General features: G+C 43.0%; 21 protein-coding genes, 1 other RNA gene and 1 pseudogene. 12 read left to right on the top strand and 11 right to left on the bottom strand.

Going from position 1 to position 26,139, the window contains the following annotated elements; all coding sequences use genetic code 11:
- The first annotated feature begins 81 nt into the window (after positions 1–81).
- Complete coding sequence (locus ACTXGK_RS25270) at positions 82–393, top strand: YeaC family protein (RefSeq protein ID WP_423725548.1); 312 nt, start codon at positions 82–84, stop codon at positions 391–393.
- Positions 394–474: 81 nt separating this feature from the next.
- Here ACTXGK_RS25270 and ACTXGK_RS25265 read toward each other — a convergent pair whose 3' ends face one another.
- The 5 genes and pseudogenes from ACTXGK_RS25265 to ACTXGK_RS25245 form a co-directional block, all read right to left on the bottom strand.
- The gene (locus tag ACTXGK_RS25265; protein ID WP_201599830.1) at positions 475–849 is read right to left on the bottom strand and encodes a HopJ type III effector protein; all 375 of its coding nucleotides are present in this window, start codon (positions 847–849) and stop codon (positions 475–477) included.
- Between the two features lie 164 nt (positions 850–1,013).
- Positions 1,014–1,181, bottom strand: a pseudogene (csrA, locus tag ACTXGK_RS25260) (carbon storage regulator CsrA); the annotation flags it as partial.
- Positions 1,182–1,590: 409 nt separating this feature from the next.
- Positions 1,591–2,877: an aspartate kinase gene (locus tag ACTXGK_RS25255; RefSeq protein ID WP_058024167.1), complete on the bottom strand. Its 1,287-nt coding sequence runs from the start codon at positions 2,875–2,877 to the stop codon at positions 1,591–1,593.
- A 316-nt stretch (positions 2,878–3,193) separates the two neighbouring features.
- Positions 3,194–5,866 (bottom strand): alanine--tRNA ligase, encoded by a 2,673-nt coding sequence (alaS, locus tag ACTXGK_RS25250; RefSeq protein ID WP_443514991.1) that lies wholly within the window; start codon positions 5,864–5,866, stop codon positions 3,194–3,196.
- Between the two features lie 147 nt (positions 5,867–6,013).
- On the bottom strand, positions 6,014–7,651 hold the full coding sequence (locus tag ACTXGK_RS25245) for a DUF389 domain-containing protein (RefSeq protein WP_443514993.1): 1,638 nt from the start codon (positions 7,649–7,651) through the stop codon (positions 6,014–6,016).
- A 368-nt stretch (positions 7,652–8,019) separates the two neighbouring features.
- Here ACTXGK_RS25245 and ACTXGK_RS25240 point away from each other — a divergent pair, with 368 nt between their 5' ends.
- Positions 8,020–8,232, top strand: coding sequence for a hypothetical protein (locus tag ACTXGK_RS25240; protein ID WP_371531205.1), 213 nt, complete (start codon positions 8,020–8,022; stop codon positions 8,230–8,232).
- A 123-nt stretch (positions 8,233–8,355) separates the two neighbouring features.
- On the opposite strand, the gene ACTXGK_RS25235 is transcribed toward ACTXGK_RS25240, so the two are convergent.
- Positions 8,356–9,759, bottom strand: a complete 1,404-nt coding sequence (locus tag ACTXGK_RS25235; protein WP_443514995.1) for a L,D-transpeptidase family protein — start codon at positions 9,757–9,759, stop codon at positions 8,356–8,358.
- Positions 9,760–10,100: 341 nt separating this feature from the next.
- Here ACTXGK_RS25235 and prmB point away from each other — a divergent pair, with 341 nt between their 5' ends.
- Complete coding sequence (prmB, locus tag ACTXGK_RS25230) at positions 10,101–11,276, top strand: 50S ribosomal protein L3 N(5)-glutamine methyltransferase (RefSeq protein ID WP_443514997.1); 1,176 nt, start codon at positions 10,101–10,103, stop codon at positions 11,274–11,276.
- Positions 11,277–11,420: 144 nt separating this feature from the next.
- Positions 11,421–12,524, top strand: a complete 1,104-nt coding sequence (aroC, locus tag ACTXGK_RS25225; protein ID WP_443514999.1) for a chorismate synthase — start codon at positions 11,421–11,423, stop codon at positions 12,522–12,524.
- A gap of 149 nt (positions 12,525–12,673) precedes the next feature.
- On the opposite strand, the gene ACTXGK_RS25220 is transcribed toward aroC, so the two are convergent.
- From ACTXGK_RS25220 to ACTXGK_RS25205, 4 genes are all read right to left on the bottom strand, one after another.
- On the bottom strand, positions 12,674–12,874 hold the full coding sequence (locus tag ACTXGK_RS25220; protein ID WP_443515000.1) for a hypothetical protein: 201 nt from the start codon (positions 12,872–12,874) through the stop codon (positions 12,674–12,676).
- A gap of 130 nt (positions 12,875–13,004) precedes the next feature.
- Positions 13,005–14,792, bottom strand: coding sequence for a two-component system sensor histidine kinase CreC (creC, locus tag ACTXGK_RS25215; protein WP_443515002.1), 1,788 nt, complete (start codon positions 14,790–14,792; stop codon positions 13,005–13,007).
- 16 nt (positions 14,793–14,808) lie between these two features.
- The gene (locus ACTXGK_RS25210) at positions 14,809–15,588 is read right to left on the bottom strand and encodes a response regulator (RefSeq protein ID WP_443515003.1); all 780 of its coding nucleotides are present in this window, start codon (positions 15,586–15,588) and stop codon (positions 14,809–14,811) included.
- Positions 15,589–15,820: 232 nt separating this feature from the next.
- A complete protein-coding gene (locus ACTXGK_RS25205; RefSeq protein WP_443515005.1) occupies positions 15,821–17,191 on the bottom strand; it encodes a glycerophosphodiester phosphodiesterase family protein in 1,371 nt (456 codons plus the stop codon).
- A gap of 276 nt (positions 17,192–17,467) precedes the next feature.
- On the opposite strand from ACTXGK_RS25205, the gene ACTXGK_RS25200 reads away from it, so the two are divergent.
- From ACTXGK_RS25200 to ACTXGK_RS25180, 5 genes are all read left to right on the top strand, one after another.
- Complete coding sequence (locus tag ACTXGK_RS25200; RefSeq protein ID WP_443515007.1) at positions 17,468–18,139, top strand: alpha/beta hydrolase; 672 nt, start codon at positions 17,468–17,470, stop codon at positions 18,137–18,139.
- A gap of 85 nt (positions 18,140–18,224) precedes the next feature.
- Positions 18,225–18,583, top strand: a transfer-messenger RNA (tmRNA) gene (gene ssrA / locus ACTXGK_RS25195).
- A gap of 355 nt (positions 18,584–18,938) precedes the next feature.
- Positions 18,939–19,190 carry a hypothetical protein gene (locus tag ACTXGK_RS25190; protein ID WP_443515009.1) on the top strand — a complete coding sequence of 84 codons (252 nt, stop codon included), beginning with the start codon at positions 18,939–18,941 and terminating at the stop codon, positions 19,188–19,190.
- A 251-nt stretch (positions 19,191–19,441) separates the two neighbouring features.
- Positions 19,442–19,687 (top strand): hypothetical protein, encoded by a 246-nt coding sequence (locus ACTXGK_RS25185; RefSeq protein ID WP_201599849.1) that lies wholly within the window; start codon positions 19,442–19,444, stop codon positions 19,685–19,687.
- 386 nt (positions 19,688–20,073) lie between these two features.
- Entirely contained in the window at positions 20,074–21,702 is a 1,629-nt protein-coding gene (locus ACTXGK_RS25180) for a long-chain-fatty-acid--CoA ligase (protein WP_443515012.1), read from the top strand.
- A gap of 315 nt (positions 21,703–22,017) precedes the next feature.
- On the opposite strand, the gene ACTXGK_RS25175 is transcribed toward ACTXGK_RS25180, so the two are convergent.
- On the bottom strand, positions 22,018–23,169 hold the full coding sequence (locus ACTXGK_RS25175; protein ID WP_443515014.1) for a hypothetical protein: 1,152 nt from the start codon (positions 23,167–23,169) through the stop codon (positions 22,018–22,020).
- 471 nt (positions 23,170–23,640) lie between these two features.
- On the opposite strand from ACTXGK_RS25175, the gene ACTXGK_RS25170 reads away from it, so the two are divergent.
- From ACTXGK_RS25170 to ACTXGK_RS25160, 3 genes are all read left to right on the top strand, one after another.
- Positions 23,641–24,549 (top strand): YagK/YfjJ domain-containing protein, encoded by a 909-nt coding sequence (locus ACTXGK_RS25170; protein ID WP_443515015.1) that lies wholly within the window; start codon positions 23,641–23,643, stop codon positions 24,547–24,549.
- A gap of 154 nt (positions 24,550–24,703) precedes the next feature.
- Positions 24,704–24,979 (top strand): hypothetical protein, encoded by a 276-nt coding sequence (locus tag ACTXGK_RS25165; protein ID WP_443515017.1) that lies wholly within the window; start codon positions 24,704–24,706, stop codon positions 24,977–24,979.
- Between the two features lie 60 nt (positions 24,980–25,039).
- Positions 25,040–26,032 carry a DUF932 domain-containing protein gene (locus tag ACTXGK_RS25160; RefSeq protein ID WP_443515019.1) on the top strand — a complete coding sequence of 331 codons (993 nt, stop codon included), beginning with the start codon at positions 25,040–25,042 and terminating at the stop codon, positions 26,030–26,032.
- Positions 26,033–26,139: the final 107 nt, after the last annotated feature.

Below are 26,139 nucleotides of genomic sequence, written 5' to 3'. Positions count from 1 at the left end.
GTATCTATTAGGGCATGTTTTCAAATCGTCTAATAGCCATCAAAACATATGATGAAAAAATAGTAGTGGAGAGTAGGCAAGATGGATAAACAAACAATACTAGCCAGTCTAACACCGGAAGTGGTTGATAAATTCCGCATGGCAATTGAGCTAGGTAAGTGGCCTGATGGTCGTAAAATTACCGCTGAGCAGCGAGAAACCTGCATGCAAGCGGTGATGGTCTGGGAGCACGAGCACCTACCGCCTGCTGAGCGTACTGGCTACATTCATAAACCAGTGAAAGAGAATGGCGCTATCGTTGGCGATGAATGTGACGTCGAGCATGAGCATCATTATCCTAATATGCCGAACCCGAAAGGGGCGGTACAACCTGTGAAATTTCGTAATAAATAAATCTACAAACAGTCAATAAAAAAGCCACGCTCATTAGCGTGGCTTTTTTTACTTTATTAATCATTCAATCACTACACATATTTAAATTGCAGTCGTGTCGACACTAGGACGAACCGTTAGCGGATTTTTTTGCATCAAAAATCCTTTCCAGCCCCAATGCAAAAAGTTGCGAATATTAGCATGGTCAGTACCGTTAGGCGTTGCTTGAACTTTGGCATAATGTTCGCCGAATAGTTTTAGCGTATCTAATTGGTTTAGACCGTGATGCTTAGCAAATCCAAAAATCTTTGCACTGCCTTCGTTTTCGCCAGCTGCATTATGTACCATTCCATTCACAAATGGGGCAGGAGAATAGCGATAAAAATCATCGATAAAGCTGATGACATCATTGAATCCAATGGCTTTTTTATTCAAACCATTAAGTAATGCCGATACATCTGATTGGCGGATACTCATAAATAAATGACCTCAGAGCAGTTTAAAAAATAAAAAATATAATGCTTATGTATGCTCATTAGTCGTTGAGCATTAAGTATTATAGATTAGCGATTGAAGTAGTCTTCGTCATCGAACGAAGGCGAAAAGTTGCCTTGCTCAAGATGTTGCATTTGCGACTGTACAGAGCGCTCATGCTGAATACGTTGATAAATCTCTTCGCGGTGTACGGCAATATCTTTAGGTGCATTCACACCAATACGTACTTGATTGCCTTTGACGCCCAAAACCGTCACACTGACTTCATCGCCAATCATTAGCGTTTCGCCCACGCGGCGTGTCAAAATTAACATGCGTCACACTCCTTATGTCGCATCAACAAATTATTACTCATCAGATTACTTCTCAATTGCAGAACATCACCGCAGCACTAAACATGTCATGTATCAATTATTACGATGCTTGACGTTGTGCCAATAGCGGCAATGATAGGTAGATTCATTTAGCCCAAATGAAAGCCCCATTATAGGTGGCATAACAGATACTGTCACGGTTTTTTCACAAAACTATTAGGTAAATGCTCATTTCAACTATGCTAAAAAATAAAAATAGGACCTAAAAAGATCCTATTTTATTTAAGTACTGTTTTTATTTGGAGGCTATTTATTTAAACGCTATTTATTTACATACGATGTAGAGTCATTCATAGCGGTTAATAGATAACCATCAATGCTAAAGCTGTATTTTAACAGTTTTTTGGGCTTATAGCCCAGCGATTTTGCTCTCGCCGTCTTCACGGTCAAGACCAAAGGCAGTATGCAATGATTTGACGGCTTTTTCTAAGTGTTGATCCTGAATCAAAACAGACACTTTGATTTCGCTGGTCGATATCATTTGGATATTGATATTGTTTTCAGCCAGTGTTTGGAACATGAGGCTCGCAACCCCTGCATGTGAGCGCATACCAACACCAACTAGTGAGACTTTGACCACTTCGCTGTTGCCTGAAATCTCTTTGGCACCAATCTCGTCTTTGACTTCTTCATTAAGCACTTTTAGCGTCTTGTCCAAGTCAGTGCGATTGACGGTGAACGTAAAGTCAGTGGTACCATTGTCCGAGAGGTTTTGGACAATCATATCGATTTCGATATTGGCGCGGCCAATTGGGCTTAAGATAGCAGAGGCGATACCAGGATGGTCAGGTACACCGCGTACTAAGATTTTTGCTTCGTCTCGGTTGAATGCGATACCTGAGATGATTGCCTGTTCCATATTGTCTCCTTCGTCTATCGTAATTAGGGTGCCCACGTTGTTTTGAAACTCTTGGTCAAAGCTACCGTCAGTGTTTTCATCAAAGCTAGATAGAACGCGCAGTGGTACGCCGTATTTGCCAGCGAACTCTACTGAGCGAATCTGTAGGATTTTGGAACCAAGACTTGCCATCTCAAGCATTTCTTCAAAGGTAATTTTTTCAAGTTTTTTGGCTTTTGAGGTGACGCGAGGGTCAGTGGTATAAACGCCATCAACGTCAGTATAAATTTGACATTCATCAGCACCCAAAGCCGCCGCAATCGCAACGCCTGTCGTATCAGAGCCGCCGCGTCCCAATGTGGTTGCATTGCCTTCTTCATCAATACCCTGAAAGCCTGCCACAATGACGATATTGCCCGCATCTAGCTGCTCGCGTATGTTTTTATCATCGATGCTTTCGATACGGGCTTTATTATGGGCGTTGTCGGTTTTAATCGCGACTTGACGACCAGTCATTGAACGCGCACCAATACCAAGCTCTTTAATCGCCATCGCGAGTAGTGAGATAGAGACCTGCTCACCGGTTGAGACCATCTGGTCGTATTCACGTGGGTCAGGGTTGTTACTGATTTGGCGTGCTAGATCAATCAAACGGTTGGTTTCACCACTCATGGCTGAGACCACAACCACGACTTGATGACCATTATCATGCCAACGTTTGACTCGTTTGGCGACGTTTTTGATGCGGTCGATACTGCCCATCGAGGTGCCGCCGTATTTCTGTACTATTAACGCCATAAAAATCTACCTGTTATTCATTAATGACCTTTTATTATCACTGATAAGTGTCAATGTGATACTCGTCAATGCGTGTATAGATAAAGCCAGATTATAAGAGTTATGCACTATATGTGTCATTCGTTTAGTGGTACTGCATCAACGGTAATACATGAGCAATATTGTCAAACGTTGACCTTTATACCATATCTACCGCATAACTTTAAGTATCAGTACCGCTTAGATACATGGCGATTGGTTATAGTTGCTATAACCAATCGCGTATCCCATGCCCAGTAGACCAGAGTAAGGTTCTAAATTACTAGGCCTTTTATGATTAGCTAAGCTGGGTTTCAATCCAAGCAGGTAGGGCATTGATGACCGCAGGACTGTTGCCAGACTTTGGTGCGCCGCCCTGTGCGTAGTCAGGTTTACCGCCACCTTTGCCGCCAAGCTCACCTGCTAAATGACGAATGATATCACCCGCTTTGATTTTAGCAGTAACAGATTTTGCGACGCTCGCTGCGAGAGCTAATTGGTCATCTTTATCGCCAATGAGTACAATCACACTATCAGGCAGTTTTGATTTGATGTCATCCATTAACGTACGGATAGATTTACCATCGATACCGCTCAAGGTGCTGATAAGGACGGGAGTGCCCGCAATCGTTTGTACGTCATCAAGTAGGTTGGCAGCTTGGGCACTGGCGATTTTTTGCTCTAAGCGCTCAAGCTGTTTTTCAAGCTCGCGTTGCTTATCTGCCATTGTACGGACACGTTGGGCAACTTCAGGACGTTTGACCTTTAGCTGGCTTGCCAACTCACTCAGCTGTTGCTCGCTTTGCTGAATGTTTTTGACCGCGTTCATGCCAGTGACGGCTTCAACTCGGCGAATACCCGCAGCGATACCTGACTCGCTGGTAATTTTTAGCATACCGATATCACCAGTGCGCTCGACATGCAGGCCACCACATAGCTCGATAGAGAAAGGCTTACGCTGACCATCTACGATACTGTCTGTACCCATGGTGAGTACACGAACATCACTGCCGTACTTTTCACCAAACAGTGCCATCGCGCCTTGATTCATAGCCTCATCAATCGACATGTGCTCGATTCGAGCAGGGGTATTGGCTTGGATTTGCTCATTGACGAGGCGTTCGACACGCGTGATTTCGGCAGCACTGACAGGCTTGTCATAAGCAAAGTCAAAACGTAAGACTTCGCTTGAGACCAATGAGCCTTTCTGTGTGACGGCGTCACCCAATACTTCTCTTAGCGCCGCATGCAATAGGTGAGTGGCTGAGTGGTTTTTGGCACTGGCTGCACGGATGCTTGAGAGTACGTGGGCATCCGCCGTTTGCTTGGGTTTGATATCACCCATGGTCACCACACCATAATGAATGATGGCTTGACCAGATTTTTTGGTATCTTGTACTTCAAAGACACCTGATTCGGTGCGGATCTCACCAAGCTCACCCACTTGACCACCACCTTCGGCATAAAACGGGGTGCGATCAAGTACCACAACGCCTTCCATACCTTCCGTTAAGCTATCTGCTGGATTGCCGTCTTGATAAAGGGCATCAATCGTCACGCCGTTTTCTTCGAGCTGCTCATAACCGATAAAGGTCGTTGGTGTCTCTACTTGGATGACGCTGCTGTAATCGACATCGAACTTGCCAGCATCACGGGCACGTTCGCGTTGTGCTTGCATGTGCTCATCAAATTCTGCTTCATCAATGGCAATGCCGCGCTCACGCGTAATATCCGCCGTCAAATCGATCGGGAAGCCATAGGTATCGTAAAGTTTAAATGCCGCTTCGCCAGATAGCGTATCGCCATCTTTTAGACCTTCAAGCTCGCTGGCAAGCAAACGCAGACCTTGTGCCAATGTTTTGGCAAACTGCGCTTCTTCTTTTTGAATCGCGTTTTCGATGACGCTTTGTTTTTCTACTAGCTCTGGATAAGCACTGCCCATTTCAGCCACAAGCGGGGCAACCATTTTGTAGAAAAACTCACTATCTGCGCCAAGCTTGTTGCCATGGCGTACGGCACGGCGAATAACACGGCGTAGGACATAACCACGACCTTCATTACTTGGCGTCACGCCATCAGCAATCAAAAACGACACAGCACGGATATGATCGGCGATGACTTTTAGTGATGACTGTTGCTCATTATCAATTTCTAAAATCTCAGCGGCTGCATCCATCAAATGGACAAATAAATCAATCTCATAGTTGCCATGGACGCCCTGCATGATGGCACTAATACGCTCAAGTCCCATGCCGGTATCAACACTTGGCGCAGGTAGTGGCAATAGCGTGCCGTCTTTTTGACGATTGAACTGCATAAATACGCAGTTCCAAATCTCAATATAGCGATCGCCGTCTTCTTCAGGCGTACCTGGCAAGCCACCTTCGATCTCAGCACCATGATCATAAAAGACTTCGGTACAAGGACCGCAAGGACCCGTGTCACCCATCGTCCAAAAGTTATCAGACGCGTAAGGAGCACCTTTGTTATCACCAATACGAATAATGCGTTCACTTGGAATACCGATGGTCTTGTTCCAAATATCAAACGCTTCATCATCGGTTTCATAAATGGTGACGTACAGACGATCTTTATCAATCGCGAGCCACTCTTCTGAGGTCAAAAACTCCCAAATATACTCGATGCCCGCTTGCTTGAAGTAATCACCAAATGAAAAATTACCCAGCATTTCAAAGAACGTATGATGACGAGCGGTATAACCAACATTGTCCAAATCATTGTGCTTACCACCAGCACGGACACACTTCTGCGAGGTCACAGCACGTGTGTAGTCACGTGGCTCCATGCCCAAAAAGGTCTCTTTAAACTGATTCATACCGGCATTGGTAAATAACAATGTCGGATCATTATGTGGAATCAAGCTAGACGATGAAACTTGGGTGTGCTGCTTGCTTATGAAAAAATCGATAAAGGCTTGGCGAATATCGGCTGAGCGAAATGGCTGGCTCACAGCGGCTCCTTACTGACGGATAGAATTAAGTAAATGACATAAAATAATTTTGCAAGCGATTTTAGCACAAACGCCCAAGCTCTTGATACAAGAGTTATAACTGCTAGGTGATTGTGCCTCCGTAGTTTGCAGATTCATATAGGAAAACTAAGGCGAGTTAGTCAAAATCGCCGCATCGGTCTCATCAAGTTTGTCTTTTATCAATGGATCGGACTCAATGACCTGCACTGGCAAGTAGCGCAATTGCAATTTGATAGGCAAGTATTTTGGGAAATTTTCTGCCATATCTTTAGTAATCACATCCTCTATCTGCTGCACATCTTCTGAATTTGGACTGGTCTCACCGCGTACCACGGCACGAATGATCTGGAACCCATTATTCTTGTCAAACTGAGTGTTGGTCAGTACGTTTCCTTGATCAATAAAATGATTATTGATGGCTTCTTTGACATTATTTTCGAATGTTTGCTGCTTGGCATTGCTATTGAGGTTTAGGGTAAGGTAAATACCTAAGCCGACCAGTAACAGTAGCGTAACCGCATTTCGGCGGAAAAATATCAAATAGGTGCCCGATTTATAATCATCATCGACCAAACGTCTGAACCCTAAAAACCACAGTACCATGGCATTGGTAAACTGAATGGCAATGATGTTGGTCAGTGCCAATAAGGCAGCACCAAGCCCCATCTGTATTTCACCATTGGCAAATAAAATGCCACTAGCCGCGAGCGGTGGCACTAAGGCGGTAGCTACCGCGACTCCAACAACGGCGACGGACAGGTGCGGAGACACCATCGCATACGCACCAGCCGTACCGCCAGCCAGTGCAATCATCAAATCCATAGACGTGGGCTGGGTGCGAGACAAAATCTCATTGGTCAGCGGCTGTCCTTGATGCAGTAGACCCACCACAAATCCGACCAAAATAACCAAAGACACGCCTGCTAACACGGTGAGCAAAGACTTACGCAACAGCGGCATACGGTAGTCAATGATAGCAAGCGCGACACCCGTAATCGGACCGAGCATCATAGCGACCAACATCGCGCCGATAACCACGGCAGCTGAATTGGTGACCAAGCCATAACTGGCAATGATGGCTGAGAGGATGTTCATCACAAAATACATTTTGCTAGGTAAGGCGTTGGCCTCAATGGTCACACGGACTTCGGGATAATCTATCTTTTGATCACTAAACTGCTCAGCCACAAACTGTTTATAAGATTCCAGTTTGGCTTCTTTTTCATCTTTGATCTTTTCTTCTTCTGACTGTTGCTCGTCGTCATCACTCTCCACATCCTCCCCACTGTGGTTTGTCGTTGTAGACTCTGCGGTTAGATGATTATCGACGTCAGCAATGGCAGGGTCGTTTTCATGGATACTATGATCGATCGAAATGGGTTCGACAGGTTGGCTAACATGACTGTTGGGCGCTTCGGAAGTGTCTGGATCTTCTTGTGCTTCATGAAAAGTCTCAGGCGCTGTCTCTGATGCGCTGGAGGCTGTGTCTGCATCTGGGCTGGATGATTCAGATTGATCTGAGTCATCACCAGGCGCGTCTAGCGTGGCAATGACGACATCAGGCTCTGGTGAGGTCATGACGATCTTTGGTTCAGAGAGCGGCTCCTCTTCACTGTTCTCGGTTGCATACTCCTGCTCAGTGGTCTGTTCTGGTTTATGAGCATCATCGATCAATCTCTCGGATGTTTCTTTTGTCATATCAGATGAACTCGGAGAAGCGGCGTCTGGTTTTTTTTGTTGTGACGTATTATCAGAAGCGGTCATAGCGATTGGGCTTTATTAGTCAGATGAAATAAAACTATTATTGTAATGAAAAATCAGCGACAAGCTGTCTTTTTTTTGTGCAAAAGCAATGATCTAGGTATTAGATGAAGAAAAAATAGAGAAATGCGTAGCAGAAGGTGCGGAATTTAGAGCAAAGGTAGGAGCGTATGATAAAAAAAGGTTGTATGTCTGGAGAGCATGATTATTAATGGGAATATTAAAATGACATTAAATACCCTTATGTTAACATGGGTTTTTCTGAAAGTCAGTTAATATGTATGCATCCGGCGTCTATATTAAATACTTACTTTTAGTAGGGATATAACGTATAAAGTAGTTATACCCACAAGATAAGTAAGGATTAAATCATGAACTGGCCATTATTTGCTGTCATTTACATCATAGCGGGAACCGTCACTACAGGGATGGTCATCATTGGTACGCTCATTATGGGTTTTGATGAGATCGCTCATATGCAAGTAGCGGTCGCAGTAGGTGCCCTCGCGTCTATACCTATAACGATGTACTTCGCCAAAAAAGTTGGCAGTATCACGGGTAATGAAGAAGGGTATGAGGCGTAGTTTAATATAAAGGTTATGATTTGCGGTCAGGTGACTGTCGGCCTATAAGTAAAAAACGACTAGATATAAAAAAGACCTCAATATTGAGGTCTTTTTTGATAAATAATTAACTATGACAAATAACTACTTGAGTTCAACCGTTGCGCCATTTTCGATATTGGCATAAACCTCAAGCACATCCCAGTTGGTCAGACGGATACAACCGTGTGACGCTTGGCGACTGATGCCTTCAGGTTTTGGTGAGCCGTGTAGACCATACGAAGGCTTAGATAAGCCCATCCATACCACGCCGACTGGATTGTTTGGCCCCGGTGGTAACATATGCACTTTTTTCTGAGCGCCTTCACCGACTGTTGCTTTATACCAAGGCATTTTTACTTTATTGATAATTTTAAAAGTACCGTGCGGTGAAGGTGTGTCATCACTACCAATAGTTGTTGGATAGGTAGCAACTAGCTTATCACCGTTATAGGCATAAAGCGTTTTGTCTGCTTTATTGGCAACCACGCGGTTGATACGTTGATTGAGCGCTCCACGGGTATTGAGCACTGTAATGGTTTCACCCGCTTTGTACTCTTTGTTCTTATTTAATTTATCTAAATAGCGTACGTCCATATGAAAGCGTTCACCAAGCATCTCTTTGATGTCTTGATAATACAGTCCTTTCATTTTTGATTTGGCTTCTGCACCAGCAGGCGTAGTGGCAAAGTTAGTATTGATATCATCATCAGTCAGTGTATAAGTGACAAGTACAGGTTTGGTTGCAGGAATGTTCTTAACCAAGGCATCCCATGTTTTTTGATCCATCTTACCTGTGGTTGGCAAGCCTTTCATCGCTTGGAAATTAATGAGGGCTTTTTTGCTGTTCATACCCCAGCCACCGTCGATAGGACCAGGAGAGGCATGGTTCCAATCGAGCAACGCTTGCATTTTGATCGTCATTGCTGAGTTGACTTTCATATTAGGCGACCAGACAGCGTTATTCACTTGTTGCGCGTAATTTGACAAGTTTAATGTGGTATATCTCTTACCATCTTTATCTTCGATATTTTTGATGGTCGGATCATCACTGAAGTCTTGACGCTTTTCACTCTCCGGTAGCTCAAAGGCGAGCGGATCAGATGAGTCAATAGATGAGACATCGCTAGGCGCGGCAACGGCTTGACCTTCGCTAATATCATCAGTGCTATCTGACTGCTCATCTTTACGCGTCAGTTCTGCTGCGCTCATATTGTCAGCAGCTGGCGCTGGCGTGTTTTGCCTAGCTTCTTGTTTGGTGTTGATCAACTGGTTCATGCTATCAACGGGTTTTGCGTTTTCTGTATTTAACTGCACAGTAGCAGCACCATCTGAGCGACTACGGTTTTCTTGCACATTGAGGCTAACCTTTTGGGCAAGGCCTGGCATAGCGTTCGATGTGCGCACTGGCAATGTGCGAGCATTATCAGCAGTGGCGGCAAGTGCGCCAACGCTGGCACTCATGGCAGCGATAGATATAGCAGTAATAATAGGCTTTATTTTCATCATATTGAATCACTTGTGGTTGCTACTAATGCGGCTATTATGCGCATAATTCGGTTGCTTCGCAAACTTTTGGTATATCTTTTTGCATTTAGAGCTGACTAAACGTCAACTGCTGACGTATTCGCTACAGTTGGGTAATAATTTAGCTAAGGTGTGTATGGCGCCATGCTAGATTCTTACGCAAACTCCTCATTATTTTCACTATTTTTTGTTTCAGTAAAAACGACAGTGATTGGCGCTATTTGGTGTTTACGTCTATAATGTATGATTAATTTTTTCATTAATAGATCGATTTTTAGCAAAAAGCCATTTAACCCGCTAATAGTTAATCCATAAGGTGCGATATGTCAGAAGACCAAACAATGAGTGCAGAAGAGTTTCAAAACCAATACTTCAACGATGATGAGTCTAAGGGCTTAGAAGGTGAGATGGAGTATGATTTAGAGACTGGACTTCTTGGTGAGCACGATGAATTTGCTAACCTGCAAGCAGAGCTTAATGAAGCACGCGAGCAGCTGGTGAGTATTCGCGACTTTATTCGTTTTTCCGTCACACAATTGCGTAACTATGATGTGGTTGTCGCGCAAGGCACGACCGATGAGTTTGCAGAAGCATCAGCCATCGTATTGCATTCGTTATCTTTAGATTGGTCAGCCAATGAGCAGATTTTAGACTGCCGTTTGACCACGTCAGAGAAGCAGGCAGTACTCGGATTATTAGAAGAGCGTATTGCTGAACGTAAGCCGCTGAGTTACCTGATTAACTTATCATATTTCTGCGATCTGCCTTTTTATGTGGATGAGCGCGTGCTTATCCCGCGCTCGCCAATCGCAGAGTTAATTCGTCAGCAGTTCCATCCGTATTTTGATGTGACTGAGCTCGCCAAACCACTGGGTGTCAGCCCGAATGAAAAGTCAGCGGTATTTTATGATCATGGTTTAGATGTGAAGCAATTGTCGCAGCCTGAGCGTATCTTAGACTTGTGTACTGGCTCTGGTTGTATCGCAATCGCGCTTGCTACCCGTTTCGTTGATGCATTGGTCGATGCTGTCGATATCGATAAAGGCGCGCTGGACGTGGCAATGGTCAATGTCGATCATCATGATCTTGGCCATCAAGTAAATGTAATTGAGTCTGATTTGTTTGCCAAGATACCTGCTGAGAACCAGTATGAGCTTATCGTCACCAATCCGCCGTATGTCGATGCGGCTATCATGGCAGATTTGCCGCCTGAGTTTTTATATGAGCCTGAGCATGCACTAGCCGCGGGTCAAGACGGCTTGGATTTGGTACATCGTATCTTATTTGAAGCGCCAGATTACCTGAGCCCAGATGGCTTGCTGGTCTGTGAAGTGGGTGACAGCGAATGGGCATTAAAACAAGCCTATCCTGAAATCCAGTTTGATTGGTTGAAGTTTGCACATGGCGGGCATGGTGTCTTTGCGATTACTTATGATGAGCTAGTCTCAAATCGTCAATTGTTTGCCTCTTATGTTCAGCTATTAGATAGCCTTAAATAGATAAATATTAGCTTGAATGGGCGTTGGCTACACTAGCCGAAACTATAAGCAACAATACAATCACTCATGACAAGCAATACAAACAATAATTATGAGTGATTGGTCAAATAGTCATCAGTAGCGTTTACTTGTTTAAGGACAGTTATGGCAGGCAATAGTATTGGGCAGGTTTTTACGGTCACCACTTGCGGTGAGTCACATGGCGCAGGTCTTATGGCCATCGTTGATGGCGTACCACCAGGTTTAGAATTATCGGCAGACGACCTACAAGTAGATTTGGATCGTCGCAAACCAGGAACGTCTAAGTATTCAACCCAGCGCCGTGAGTCTGATGAAGTTGAGATTATCTCTGGCGTATTTGAAGGCAAAACCACGGGCACATCTATTGGTCTATTGATTCGCAATACCAATCAAAAATCAAAAGACTATAGCGATATCAAAGATACCTTCCGTCCTGGACATGCCGATTATACTTATAGTATGAAATACGGCTTCCGTGATTATCGCGGTGGTGGTCGCTCGTCAGCGCGCGAGACGGCTATGCGAGTGGCAGCTGGTGCTATCGCCAAGAAATACTTGCAAGAACGGCTGGGCGTACAAATTCGTGGTCATGTGACTCAGATTGGCAATGAGCATAGTAACGTTCTAGATCCGAGTCAAATTGACTGGGAGTTTGTAAATAGTAATCCGTTCTTTTGTGCCGACAAAGAAGCGATCGGTCGTTTTGAGACGTTGATTGATAACTTGCGCCGCGAAGGCACTAGCTGTGGCGCGCGCCTTGATATTATTGCGAGCGGTGTACCTGTAGGTCTTGGTGAGCCAGTATTTGATCGTTTAGATGCCGATATCGCTCATGCAATGATGAGTATCAATGCGGTCAAAGGGGTTGAGATTGGCGATGGGATGGCGGTAGCAGGTCAATTCGGGCATAGCGCTCGTGATGAGCTGATGCCAGATGGATTTGCAGCCAACCATGCGGGCGGTGTCTTGGGCGGTATCTCATCAGGGCAAGATATCCGTGTGAGTATTGCGCTAAAACCAACGTCTAGTATCACGACTGCAGGCAAGAGCATTAATACCCAAGGTGAAGCAGTCGATATGCTGACTAAAGGCCGTCATGATCCTTGCGTGGGTGTGCGTGCTACGCCTATTGCCGAAGCGATGCTAGCGATTGTAGTGCTCGATCACTATCTACGTCACCGTGGTCAAAACGCAGATGTGAAGCCGCCAGTACAATCGATTACTTAGTATATTTTATAAAGTAATCAGCCCTTTTTTGTTTCCAGTGATTTAATACTAGAAATGATAAAGGGCTTTTTTATGTTTAAATAAAATACAGGTATTACCTAAAAACAATCAACACCTAAAAACAATCAACGCGTTGAGCGAGCAAGATATTAGACTGCCAGTCGATATTCATCGATAGCCACACATTGCTGATGCCGAAACACCAACAATAACCGCTGACTAGGAATCGCTAGCCAATGTCCAAACTCAATACTATCGACGCCTTGGCTCAATAAAGTTTGTGCGCAGTGATGACGGCTGAGACCGATTAGATTCTTGATGATAGGGTTATTAGTTAATTGATGTGACATAGATTTTCTACTCCTAATTTGTTTTACGAATTTGACGGTTTAATAGATCCTAGTGCTATCGTAAAATAAAGAAGTAGAAATCCTATGCAGTCATGATGGAAAATTGATGAACTGTTATAAATGCTTCTTTTTAAGCTAATGGCAGGATAATACTAACCATCACACCAGAACGCTGATTTTTACCAGTATCAGTGTTATCAGGTGTAGCTTTATCAGCGCCAATTTTATTATCATTAGCATGGACATTATCAATAGTTACCTGACCGCCATGGTGCTCAATGACTTGCTTCACTAAAGTGAGTCCAAGACCAGTACCTTTTTTGAGAATACTATCGGACTGTTTTGAGTCAGCTTTGTGATGTGCTGAACCTGCATCTAGCGCATAGGTTGTACTCTGATTTTTCACTTGGTGAACAGACTGACTTTGATGAGATAGGCTAAAATAACGTTCGAAAGCTTTTTCAATAGCATAATCAGGCAATAGCTTTCCATCATTAAATATATCGATGATTACCGTTCGCGCTGTGCTATGCAAGGAGATGTTAACAGTGCTATCAGAAAAATGAATGGCATTATCCAGCACATTTTGTAGGACTTGTATCAGCCAAAATTGGTCAGCAAACACACTGGTAGAGGCCAACAACTCTGCTGGCAAGCTTGTAGTGTTTGTCATGTGCTGATCATCGATGTATATATCGATAGGCTGTAGATTCTGCTGTTGCTGCTTGGCAGTATTGTCTTTTATTAGACTCTGTAATAATGGCAGTAGCGGCGTTAGCTGACGATTGAGCTTAAAAGTAGGCTGTTCAACTTTCGCAAGTAACAGTAGTCGGTCGATGAGCTGCTGCATTTTTACGCTTTGCTCACCAACCGTCTCAATGAGCATCTGCCGGTCATCTTGATCAAGCATATGACCATCTAATCCATCATCTTCTAACAGCTCACTACTGGCGCGAATGGCGGTTAAAGGACTTTTTAACTCGTGAGTGAGCGTATGAACATAATCAGTGACATAAGCACGATTCTCTAGTCGATGCTTCATAGTCTCGATGGTATCGGTCAGACTGTTTAGCTCATGACCCAGATAAAAATAGGGTTTTTTGGTGTCTTCTGCCAGCGAACTGGTATATTGAGTCACCAAGGTAATACTTTGCTTGAGCCACCATGCGATGAGACCCGCTAAAATGAGGGCAGCAATGCTGATGAATAGCACTGTGATCAGCATGCGGTTACGTGTATCGTCCAAATAAGGTAGCACGCTGGCGACAGGTTTGCCGACGCTGACCACGCCGATAATATCGCCAGACATATTCTTTATTGGCTGTGCGACATACATGACCGAGCCATCACGCTGCTGGCCATCCCGCAGTGTACTTCTTGCACCGTATTGACCTCTTAATGTGAGATAGACATCATTCCAGCGCCCATAATTTTGCCCTTCATTATTGTCAGGTTTGGGTAGCGAGTCATAAATGACCCTGCCGCTGCTGTCTGTTACATATACCCGAAAGCTACTATAGCTTTTGGTTTGATAGACGGGGCCTAAATTATCGTTAATCGCTGGTATGCCCACGAAGGCCGCATCAAGTTGCGCTTGATAAGCCTCATCGTATAGTTGTCCTGTAGATAATGGTATCTGGAGACTGGCCGCAAGTAATTTACTGGTGTCTAGGAGCGTGTCTTCGATGACTTGCTGCGCGGTTGGCTTGACGTAGCCAAATAACTGAGTAAACACGACCACGCCGCATATGATGAGTACCAAAGCGACTGCAAGCCAAATCCTAAAAAATATACTTAAATTGAGCAGTCGTTTGCGTTTAGGGGCTTGCTGCACAGTGCCAATGGGGTGCAATTTGGCATACCAATTGCTTTGGTTGTTATGAATAGCGCCCTCAGCATTATTGGCATTATGATTCATAAGTTAGCAGCCACTATTAAGCTGGACATAGTGCGTAACCCAGTCCACGATGCGTATGAATGACTTCAATACTCGTATCAACGGTCGCAAGTTGCTTACGAATTGACTTGATATGGCTGTCTATCGTGCGTGCTAGGCGATGATCAGGATAATCACTAACTGCGTTAAGCAGCTGCTCACGGCTAAAGACTTGATTCGGTGCTTGTAATAATGTGAGCAAAATTTTGCGCTCAGTATTACTAAGCTCAAGCTTTTGATCTTGCCACATTAATGAATAGTTGAGCGGTTGATAATGCCAAACGCCGGATTGGTTCTCAAACGTCAATGCTTGTCCCGATAGATTACTCGAGGAGGCAATATCAGTACTATCATTCGAGTTTGTAGTATGAGATCCTGACTGTTGAATCAGCTGTTCACGTCGCCAAATGGCTTTTAAGCGCGCGACCAATTCACGTGGACTAAAGGGTTTGGCGCAATAATCGTCACCACCCATCTCCAACCCCAAAATACGATCGACCTCATCGCTACGTGCGGTCAAAAATACAATGGGCAAATCTTTTAAGGCGTCGATATCAGAGGTATGACGTATTTGTTGACATAGGCTCAAGCCATCACCGTCTGGCAGACCGACATCCATAATAATCGCTGATAGATCTTGAGCTTCATAACTATGTAGCATCGGCAGCACGCTACTGGCGTTATCCAACCAAGTCATCTGCCAGCCTTCACGTTTGCAAGTCACTTTGAGTGACATGGCAATCGCAGGATCATCTTCTACCAGTAAAATATGAGTCATAGTCTTTATATCATCTTATAATCTTAGTAAATTATCGTAGCACAAAACAGCAGACTGCTCTTGCTGCTACGAGTCAAATGGTGTGAAAATTTAATGGAAAAGCAGGGCGATAAATAGGTGGTTTGCGGTGTAATCATTTCAATACATTCAATAAAAAGGCCAGCTCAATGGATAAGCTGGCCTTGGTAATAAAAACTAAGCATGATTGTTTATTAATCAACTAAGCGAAAACCTATTTAAGACCCTTACAGTTGGCATAGTAGCTCACCGTAGCGGGCCAATCTGAAAAAATGCCTTGGACACCGACGTCCTGCGCTAGTACGTCAATATAATTCATCATATCACCATCATTGTTGATAGCGTCACCAAGACCGCTATAGTACCAATCGCCACCATTGGTTAATGGCCCGGAACGCTCTATCGACCACGTAATAATTTTTAGACCATTGGCTTTGGCTTGTTTTGCGTATTCTGATGGTTGCATATTTCCCTTACCATCAGTAGTGACTAATAACCAAAGTGCTGGAGCAATGGTGTTGATACCGCGTGCTTTGATATCAGCCAATGAGTGCTTCCATGTGCTTGCGTCATTTTTATCAAATGTTTTATTCTTAGCGGTCTCATTACTGTCATCAATCAGATAAACGGCATTAGCCCCATAAGCTGGCTCGTTTTTGATCCAGTAATCCAGATCTTCTATATTAAATGATTGAGCAAACACATCGCTTGCAGGCACGTCCGCTGCCTTATAAGTATCTATCAGCTGTTGGCGGTAATCGTCTAAACGATAGCCATTAAATGGCATGATCACTGCAGGCGCTTTTAGCTCAGGTGTGTGCTTCATGCCTAGCTGCCGTGCTAACGCGATATGCTCTTTTAATGTCATTACCTGACCATTTTGTGAATACAAATCCGTTCGCCAAGGCGCGGTTGCATTCATATATTCGCTAATACTGGTTGCTTTTTTATTGGCAGCATCCATTTTACCCGTCAAGGTTTTAAACTGAGCGGCACTGATATCTGAGGTGCGGCATTCGATATTATCGGCATTGGTAAGTTTGCCTTTAGCATCCAATATGGGCGGTACAGTGCATTGCTTGGCCAGCGGCGTGGTCAAAATATTAGTAGTGGTGTGCAAATCGTTTTGGGCATGACGACAGACAAGCTCACCATCATTGGTAAAAGCGACATCACATTCTAAGATGCCAGCACCCATTTGCGCTGACGCTACGTAGCTGTCGTAGGTATGTTCAGGTAGCTGTAATGGCGCACCTCGATGCGCAATAGAGAAGTCTGTCTTACTTGGCAGTTGCCCTCTGCATGCCTGTAGCTCTTCTTTTAGTGGTCCCTCATCCATATCATTTATCAGATAAAATGGACGCACTCCATAAGTATGTGCGACAGGTGAGGGCGATTGTGGCTGTGATTGCGGTTGCGCTGTTGATGAAGAGGCTTTTGATGTGAGCGTTGAGCGGCTATCAGTAGTGCAGCCTACTATCAATAATGAGCTGATAAGCGTTAAAGGTAAGGCGAGATTCATCTTATTAACTTTAGCCAGCGTGTGCTTACTCAGCTCAAGCACTGATTTATTAGAAATTGTCATGTAAAATGTTCCTGCAAAATTATAAAAAATCCCATCGGACGTAGGGATAGGAATTAAAAGATTAACGTTTGACTATTGGTTGTTGTTTGCTAAAAGTAGCTAGAGGTCATGACATGCTTGATTGTTCTCATTTTTGCTATTGTCCGTTTAGTACCTCACTATTGACCATACTCTCAAACTAACAGATGATATTGACCATATAATGACACATACATTATTTTGGCAAAAAATATAGAAATGCTTAGGGCATATCTCACTACATTATTAAGGATAACTATGAGTAATTATTTAGACGCCGTCGTCGTTGAGCACAACCCCTCTCAAAAAAATATAGACCGCGCGGTGATTTGGCTGCACGGCTTAGGTGCTAGCGGTCATGATTTTGAGCCAGTAGTACCGCAGCTTGGACTGGCTGATGATATGGCAGTACGTTTTATTTTTCCACATGCCCCCAAACGCCCAGTCACGGTAAATGGTGGTATGGTAATGCCAGCCTGGTACGACATCATAGAGATGAGTCTAGAGCGAAAAGTGGATGTGGCTCAGATTGAAGAGTCTGCTCAGCAGATACAAGATTTGATTAGCCGTGAGATTGAGCGCGGCGTATCACCAGAGCATATCGTCATCGCAGGGTTTTCGCAGGGCGGGGCAGTGGCATATCACGTGGCACTTGGCTACCCAGAGCGCTTAGCTGGCTTGATGACGCTCTCTACCTACTTAGCGACCAATGACAATATTGAGTATAGTGCTGCCAACAAAGACATGCCGATTCTGATTGAGCATGGTACGCATGATCCAGTCGTGCCTGTCATCCTAGGTGAGCAAGCACATCAGCTATTATCAGCAAAAGACTACAATGTGTCTTACAATACTTATCCAATGGCGCATCAGGTTTGTATGCCGCAGATTCAAAATATTGGCAAATGGTTAAATACCGTTTTGGCGTAAATTATTAAGCTGTAACGTAATGTAATGCAGGTGTCTTATAGGTTGAAACCTAACCGATATCTCCTATATAATAAGCGACCTTATTGGGGATGTTCTGGCTTCGACGCTGGTGATGAAACTCAATGATGCATGTCGAGAGTGTATGTCCTCTCGTTAATCAAACATATATTGTTATAGTCGCAAACGACGAAACTTACGCTCTAGCAGCTTAAACCCTGCTTACTTAGTTGCTGATCACCTACAGTTGGTTAACTAAGTTGAAGCGTCCGCATGTAGGCTCGCCACAAGGGATTGTCTCAATCGCTTGGGTTCAAAAGTAGAGAATCGTCCAATCCATCCTGACTGTCGGATCGGTGCGGATTAAATTTAAAGACAGAAACTAAACATGTAGATTCATGAGCGTAATGCTGGCGGACGCGGGTTCAACTCCCGCCATCTCCACCAAATATTGATAAAGGGCTGACAGTCATAGATTGTCAGCCCTTTATTTTGCGTGTTTTTTGACTTTTTCTTATCTTATAAAGGGATGGCTAACATATAGGATGTTGGTGTTTTTGAAACTTTTCCAGCTGGTCAATACCAACAAAAAATATTCCAATGTCCTTGGTCTATATCACGTTACATAGCATAAATTTCACCATGAAATATCTCATCCGAATCAGCTAAAACGCTACTTAAGGCAAGCTAGAATTACTCTCCAGTATGTCTATTTGTAACCTTCAAGTCTAAAAAATATATTGCAGAAAGTGAATTTATCTGTAAAGTATAAAAATAACAGACTAAAAATAAGGGATTAGACATGCTTATCGAACTACAGGGTAGTAGATTGACTCAGGCAATATTAGAGCGGGATGATAATCAGGTATGGTGTGCTGTGAGCAATGTCAGTGACGATCATGCTATGACAGCCATCGATAATGGTTATTATGAATTATTAGTGTCTATCGTGTCTTTGGGTGATGATGGCTTTGTTTGTGATAAAGGCAATCTATGGCAATACGCTGTGCCCGTTAAAAAAGTCGAGCTTACTCAGAATGAAGTGGGTTTATGATTAATAATAGTTAAAAACGGTTGGTGCTCGGTCAATATAGATTAGTTTGATTGTTGACGCTGAATAGTAGCGTTTATTTTGTAACTGCACGATAAAAATAATAACGCCAACATGATATGCAAATATCAGCACCCGCATTGCAGCACTATAATTCCTGATTGAAAATCAAAGTCTTAGCGGTGGTCAAGCGATTGCTCTTATAGTCCTGATTGTTTGCCTGAATAATTCTCTTCATTGTAGGAGTCAGTGGTATGGATAGTGGAATGGTGGGGAGTGCATTAACGCGCTCAATGCTTGAAAATGGTCATCAAGAAATATGGTGTGCCGTGAGTGATGTGAGCGATGAAGACGCTATGGAAGATCAAGTAGGGAACGACTTTACAGCGTGTATCGTAGATTTTAGGGACGGACAGTTTTATTGCGCCGCAGATAATGGTTGGTTTCATGCAGTACCAATTGAGGTACGTGCACTAACACAAAGTGAAGTTGGTTTCTAAAAAAATAAAAATTATCAAAGTATAAAGTATTTAGTTCTTGCTACCCCACCAAACATAAAAAACCGATCATTTAATTTGATCGGTTTTTTTGCGTTAGGTGGTATTGCTCAAAACACCTAAGGAATTTGATGAATTTAGTGTCATTTAACGATTTTTATTGATGATTAATGTAGCTAACGGTTTGGTAAAACCGTAGGAAAGGAAAAATAGAATATTAGCAGCAATATATAAATAATGAACAGTCGTCTATTTTAATCGATGGCGATCATAATATTAGCTTGTCTTGACACACAATTCTGATTATTCTTAATTGTGGTTTATTTTTAGTATTAGAGGATACATGAATAAAAATAAGCGGACTTTCAAACAACGACAGGGAATGTACTATGTTAGGAAAAATGATGTATCAGCCATTGCTGATCAGTGGTCTAATCGAACACGCTGCCCGATATCACGGTGATACGGCAGTTTTGTCCAAAGAAGTCGATGGACAAATGACTCATACTAATTGGCTTACGATTTCGAATAACTCAAAACGGTTGGCGAACGCCTTAGCTGCCCTAGGACTTCAATCATCAGAGCGCTTAGCCACATTGGCTTGGAACAATCGCCGTCACTTAGAAGCTTGGTATGCGATTTCAGGCAGTGGCATGGTTTGCCATACCATTAATCCACGTCTATTTCCTGAGCAGCTTAGCTACATTATCAATGATGCTGGTGACCGCGTGCTATTCTTTGATGTCACATTCCTACCGCTCATTATGGCAATTAAAGAAGATATTAAAGGGATTGAGCACTTTATTTGCTTGAGCGCTCGAGAGGATAGTGTTGTCGAAAAACTGCCTGATGTATTATTTTTTGATGAGTTATTAGCAGAGCATAATGCTGATTTTGATTGGCCTCAGTTTGATGAAGCCACTGCCAGCTCACTTTGCTATACATCAGGAACGACAGGCAATCCTAAAGGGATTTTATACACGCACCGCTCTTCTGTGCTTCATGCGATGGCATTGTGCATGCCGGATGTGTCGGGATTATCTGCGCAAGATGTCCTACTCCCTGTAGTACCGATGTTCCATGTCAACGCGTGGGGCACCCCTTATGCGGCTGCATTAACTGGCTGCTCTCTGATACTTCCAGGTCCCAATCTGGATGGTGGTAGCCTAGTATCTCTCATTGATGATTATAAGGTGACGGTTGCGTTAGGCGTTCCCACGATTTGGCAAAGCCTATTGACCGCCGCTAAAGCCAGAGGCAGTAAGCTTGATAGTATGACGCGGACCATTGTCGGTGGCGCCGCTTGTCCACCATCAGTGATTAAAACGTTTAGAGAAGATTTTAATTGCGATGCGGTACACGGCTGGGGTATGACGGAGACCAGCCCACTTGGAACGATGAATCAAATAAAGGCTAAGCATAAATCACTGAGTAGAGATGAGATTAACGAGCTACGTAACTCTCAAGGACGTCCACCATACGGTGTTCAGTTACGTCTCATAGATACTGATGAGCCACTTAAGCCAGTCAAAGAGGATGGAGTGTCTCAGGGTCGCTTGCAGATCAAAGGTCACTGGATTATCAACGATTATTACACAGAGAATCCTGATGCCATTACGGAAGATGGCTGGTTTGACACGGGTGATATTGCAACCATTGATGCTGATGGCTATATGAATATTCGTGACCGATCAAAAGATTTAATCAAATCTGGCGGGGAGTGGATCTCCTCAGTAGAGCTTGAAAATATCGCTGCCGCCCATCCACAGATAAAAATGGCAGCTGCTATCGCGGCAAAACACAAAAAATGGGGCGAGCGTCCAGTACTGATTGTGGTAAAAGAAGAGAATGCAGAACTCGATGAGTCACAAGTGCTAAGTTTTTATGAAGATAAAATTGCTAGCTGGCAGATACCTGATAAAGTTATTTTTGTAGAGAACATCGTACTGAACGGTGCCGGAAAAATGGTGAAAAAAGACTTACGTGATGACCATGGTGATGTATTGTTGGGCATGTGATGGTATGTTCGTAAAGTAGTATGTATTCTAAACGCCCCTGATATGCGTCGAAAGTCGACGTGTATCAGAATCACGAATGATAATAAATAGAGCAGGACAGTATGGAACGCCAGATACAACAAAGCCCCTGATATCAAGGGCTTTAGCTGTTCTATAAGATAGTATAGGACTATGTAATGGTACCCGGAGCCGGAACGGTATTGTATAATTAAGTGTTTGATTTTATTTATTAAATTATTTTTAATGTGATGTAGTGTACATGATAGTGTACATGAGATAGGGTTTTCAAAAATTCATGGTAAATATTTTATGTCATTAAGTTTTATCGTAAGCGTCATCAATTAGCTGCTGAAGATACTCAGTGCTACTTACTCCATAATCGCTAGCCAATTTTTTTAGCTTATTTATGTGCCTTCTATTCAAAATGTATTCAAGAGCGGACTCAGCATCTTTTTTATCACGAAACTTCTTTTGACTCCAGGCACCGCGCATCTTTCTAATAATTTCTTTCTTTTTCAGACTCATACCTGATGTTCCATACGTAGTGCTATTATTATCTAATCCTGTATCTATAATGTCGAGAGAGGCACAAACTTGTTCATATATGCTTTGCAAAGTATCTGTTAAAAACCCCCTTGGTTGTATGAGGAGATTTTGTGAATACAAGTGTTCTTGTGCCCATAGAATTTGTTGTTCGTTTTTTACGTCTAACCAATCTGTGTACTTTTCCGAAGTCCTACGTAAGCTGTATTCAACTTTAGCACAATTTATAAACTCTGACTTTCGTTCAAACTGTTTTATGTGTTTATTTAAACGTAGAGTAGAGTTACGACGATTGCTAGTACTACTTGTATCATAATTCTCTCTAATAGGTCTAAAGGGTCTAAAGGGTCTAGATGTTCTAGGAGGTCTAGAAGGTCTAGAAGGTCTAGAAGGTCTAGGAGGTAAACTGATACTCATATCATAAATATTTGTGGCTACATTTCGTGGTTTTATAGCTCCTGAATATCTGACATTATTCATTGATCGTTCATTATCTATGTTATTGGATTCTTCCTCTGTTAAAAGGTAACAGGTGTCAAATCTTTTTAGACAATCATCTATGTATGTTGTACGTAGGATAGGTTGGAATTTTAAGATGTAAGGAGTCAGAGCTTTGAATCTATTCTTCTTAAGGTAGTCATCAAACCATAATACTACTCTCAAACTTTTGAATATCCAGTCTACTGCTTTATCGTCGAGTACATGATTATGTGCTATATCAATGTAGCTATCTAAGTCTTCAGACATTATATTGAGTTCTGCTAGTCTTCTGCTTAAATAATCCACATCAATAACAGAAGTGCTCTGTGACTTATCGATAGATACTTCCGTCATTAATACATACAGCAACCTAGGCGATAAGCCTTTAATTTTCGATTTAATATAATCGCTATCTAATAGTCCATCGTCTCTAGTAGTCATCATTACACTCTAAATTATTAATATTTAAATAATAATTGTACTACAATTTACTATTAGTTTAATAATATTAACATAATTATATAGTAATATTTTAGTAATGGTTATTATATAAGTTATCCCAGTATTACTAGGCTGTATAGCTTATTTGGGAGTATTTTAGTATAAATGCGATTTATTATTACTGGTTAACTTAGTTGCTGCTAGTGTATTGTTTGACAATTCTTAACTTTGACTATTTTATTGTCTTCTGACTTGATGCAATAATTCAGCTAACTCCATCCCAATTTTCATCACTCAAAAAGCCTGAAACCCCGTTATCCAGTTGATGATAAAACGCTAGAAACTCTGCTGCCAAATTTGTCATATATAGTTGGTATCTATGTTATTGATTAATACTATTGACTGATCATCATAAAAAAATACCACTAGACCCTACTCTATGAACAATCCGTTCTCATTCATAGGAGTAGTCTCATGTCATACCCACATATCCATCAATCCAAGCTTATTAGTACTATCGATTTATTAGTCAGAGATGTGCTATTTGATGATATCGATATCAGTCAAGTCAGCGTTCAGCTATCGAATTTGTATTTACCCTTGCTAGACGATTACGATCCCACATTGGAGTACGCACAAACTGTTGAAGCATTCAAACATAGTGCTGAAAAAGTGATGGCTGACCCATACTCGCAAGCTCAGAGGTGGGACGACTACAATACGGCTCAATTTATGGATTACCTAGGCATTTATAAAGCTCTCATTACAGCCGAAGATGCTAAGCTGAATAAGCAAGAGAAAAGTAATAGCAAGGTGCTTGAAGTAGATTTACGCAAGTTATTCAGGAGGTATTCTAGGCTGTTATTTGTCAGAGTTGATTTAGGATACTTAAAAGACACCATGCATTTAGTTGATATCGAAGATTTACATCGACACCTAAAAAACCTTAGAGAGCTTATAGGCAATAAAAAGACATGCTTTGAAGGTTTGGTAGGCCATGCTATAGCGATAGAACAAGGACATGAACATGGCTACCATTGTCATGTCCTCTTAATCTATAACGGTGCTAACCGCTGGAAAGACACCTATCTAGGCCAAGCAGTAGGAGAGAAGTGGGAGAACATTACTGATGGTCTGGGCTCTTACTATAATTGCAACCACACAGCAAATAAGAGAGCTTATGAAAAGAGTGGCACACTCGGTATCGGCATGATAAGTCGTCACGATGAACAAGCCGTTGAGAATGCGATAAGAACGGCCTTATACCTCACTGACCCTGGTAAGACTGACCGCTATACTGACAGGCTTGACCAGCATCTCAAGGTCAAGCTACCTAAAATGAAAACTTTTACTCGCGGTATTACTCAAGGTGAAAGGGTATAGTCAACTGGACCCATACCAAAGTAATCTCAGATATATACTATTTTAATGAGATAGCGCATTAGTAGTTAGTAAAGCGCCTAATCCAATCAATATTTAATCAATAAAGGTCTGCCTCGTGCAGGCCTTTTTTATGCCCAAAATAAAAGGAGTCTTTATGAAAACCATCTGTCCATGTTGCCAGTCAACTGCGGTCTATGAGATGACTGATGGTATCAATCTAATCGACCAGCTGTTATCCCCTGCGGTTCTCGTCAGCTTTGGCGTTAGTCTGTGTAAGACGCTTAAGGTTCATCCTTCTATAGGCGTGGTTGCAGGTAAAACAGTCTCAGCGCTTATAGAGATGACTCAGTCTCATCAGGCGCTACCGCTGCTAGTCAATCAGCAATATCGCTGTGACGACTGCTCCCATGTGTTCACATCACTTCATTAACTTTCAACTCAATCCTCTAACTTATTCAGTTATAAATTATCAATAAAAAGGAAAATTCTCATGGCACATTTAATCGAAAGTATGGCGTACGTAGGCGAAACCCCTTGGCATGGTCTTGGCAATGAGCTATCACCTAAGCAGCCGTTAGAGGTTTGGGCACGCGAGGCAGGTCTTGATTGGCGTATTGAGTCATCGGACGTCAGCTATATGTCAAGCAATGACAAAGGGCACAACCTCATCATGCCCTTTGCTGAGAACAAGGTGCTCTATCGCAGCGATAACCTAGAGCCGTTATCAGTCGTCAGTCAACGCTATCAAGAAGTACAACCGCGTGAGATTTTAGAGTTCTATCGCGATCTCACAGAGCAGTCTGACTTTGAGCTTGAGACTGCTGGTGTGCTCAAAGGTGGTAGAAAGTTATGGGCACTGGCTCGTACAGGCCAGTCAGCAACGCTCAAGGGTAAAGATGTTAGTAACGGCTATCTGTTACTGGCAACGGCTTGTGATGGGACGCTTGCGACCACAGCACAGTTCACTAATATTCGTGTGGTCTGTAATAACACCCTTGCTGTTAGCTTAGCTAACGGAAGTGGTGGTGTGGTCAAAGTTCCGCATAGTACCTCCTTTGATGCGGACAGCGTCAAGCAGCAATTAGGCGTATCAGTAAAACAGTGGGAAGAGCATGTTTATGAGATGAAGCAGTTATCGGAGCGCCGTGTCACTCAAGCGGATGCCGCGAATTATCTCAGCCGTGTATTCAACGACCAAGACAATGACCTTATCTTGTTTAATAGCGCTAAAAAGCAAAAGGATGCCGTTCCTAATGCCAAAGCGATGAATAAGGTGATGCAGATGTTTAACGGTCAAGGGCGCGGTGCTGATTTAGATGCTGCCCGTGATACGGCTTATGGACTGCTATGTAGTATCACGGAATACGTTGACCATGAACGCCGGGCCATGAGTACCGATAATCGTCTCAATTCAGCATGGTTCGGTGCTGGGGCTAAGCTTAAGCAAAAGGGCTTAGAGGAATCGCTACTGATGCTTGCTTAATCAGGGATGTCTAACGTCTGGAAATACGATCAACCACGCCTTAGCGCGTGGTTTTTTTATGTCCATTATTTAACCAGCCACCTTAATTCATTAAGCTATTTATAAGG

The sequence above is a fragment of the Psychrobacter sp. T6-5 genome, assembly GCF_052258485.2.
In the GTDB taxonomy this organism is placed as follows: domain Bacteria; phylum Pseudomonadota; class Gammaproteobacteria; order Pseudomonadales; family Moraxellaceae; genus Psychrobacter.
Note: the sequence above shows the minus strand (reverse complement) of the source record. Positions and strands in the feature narration are given on the sequence as shown.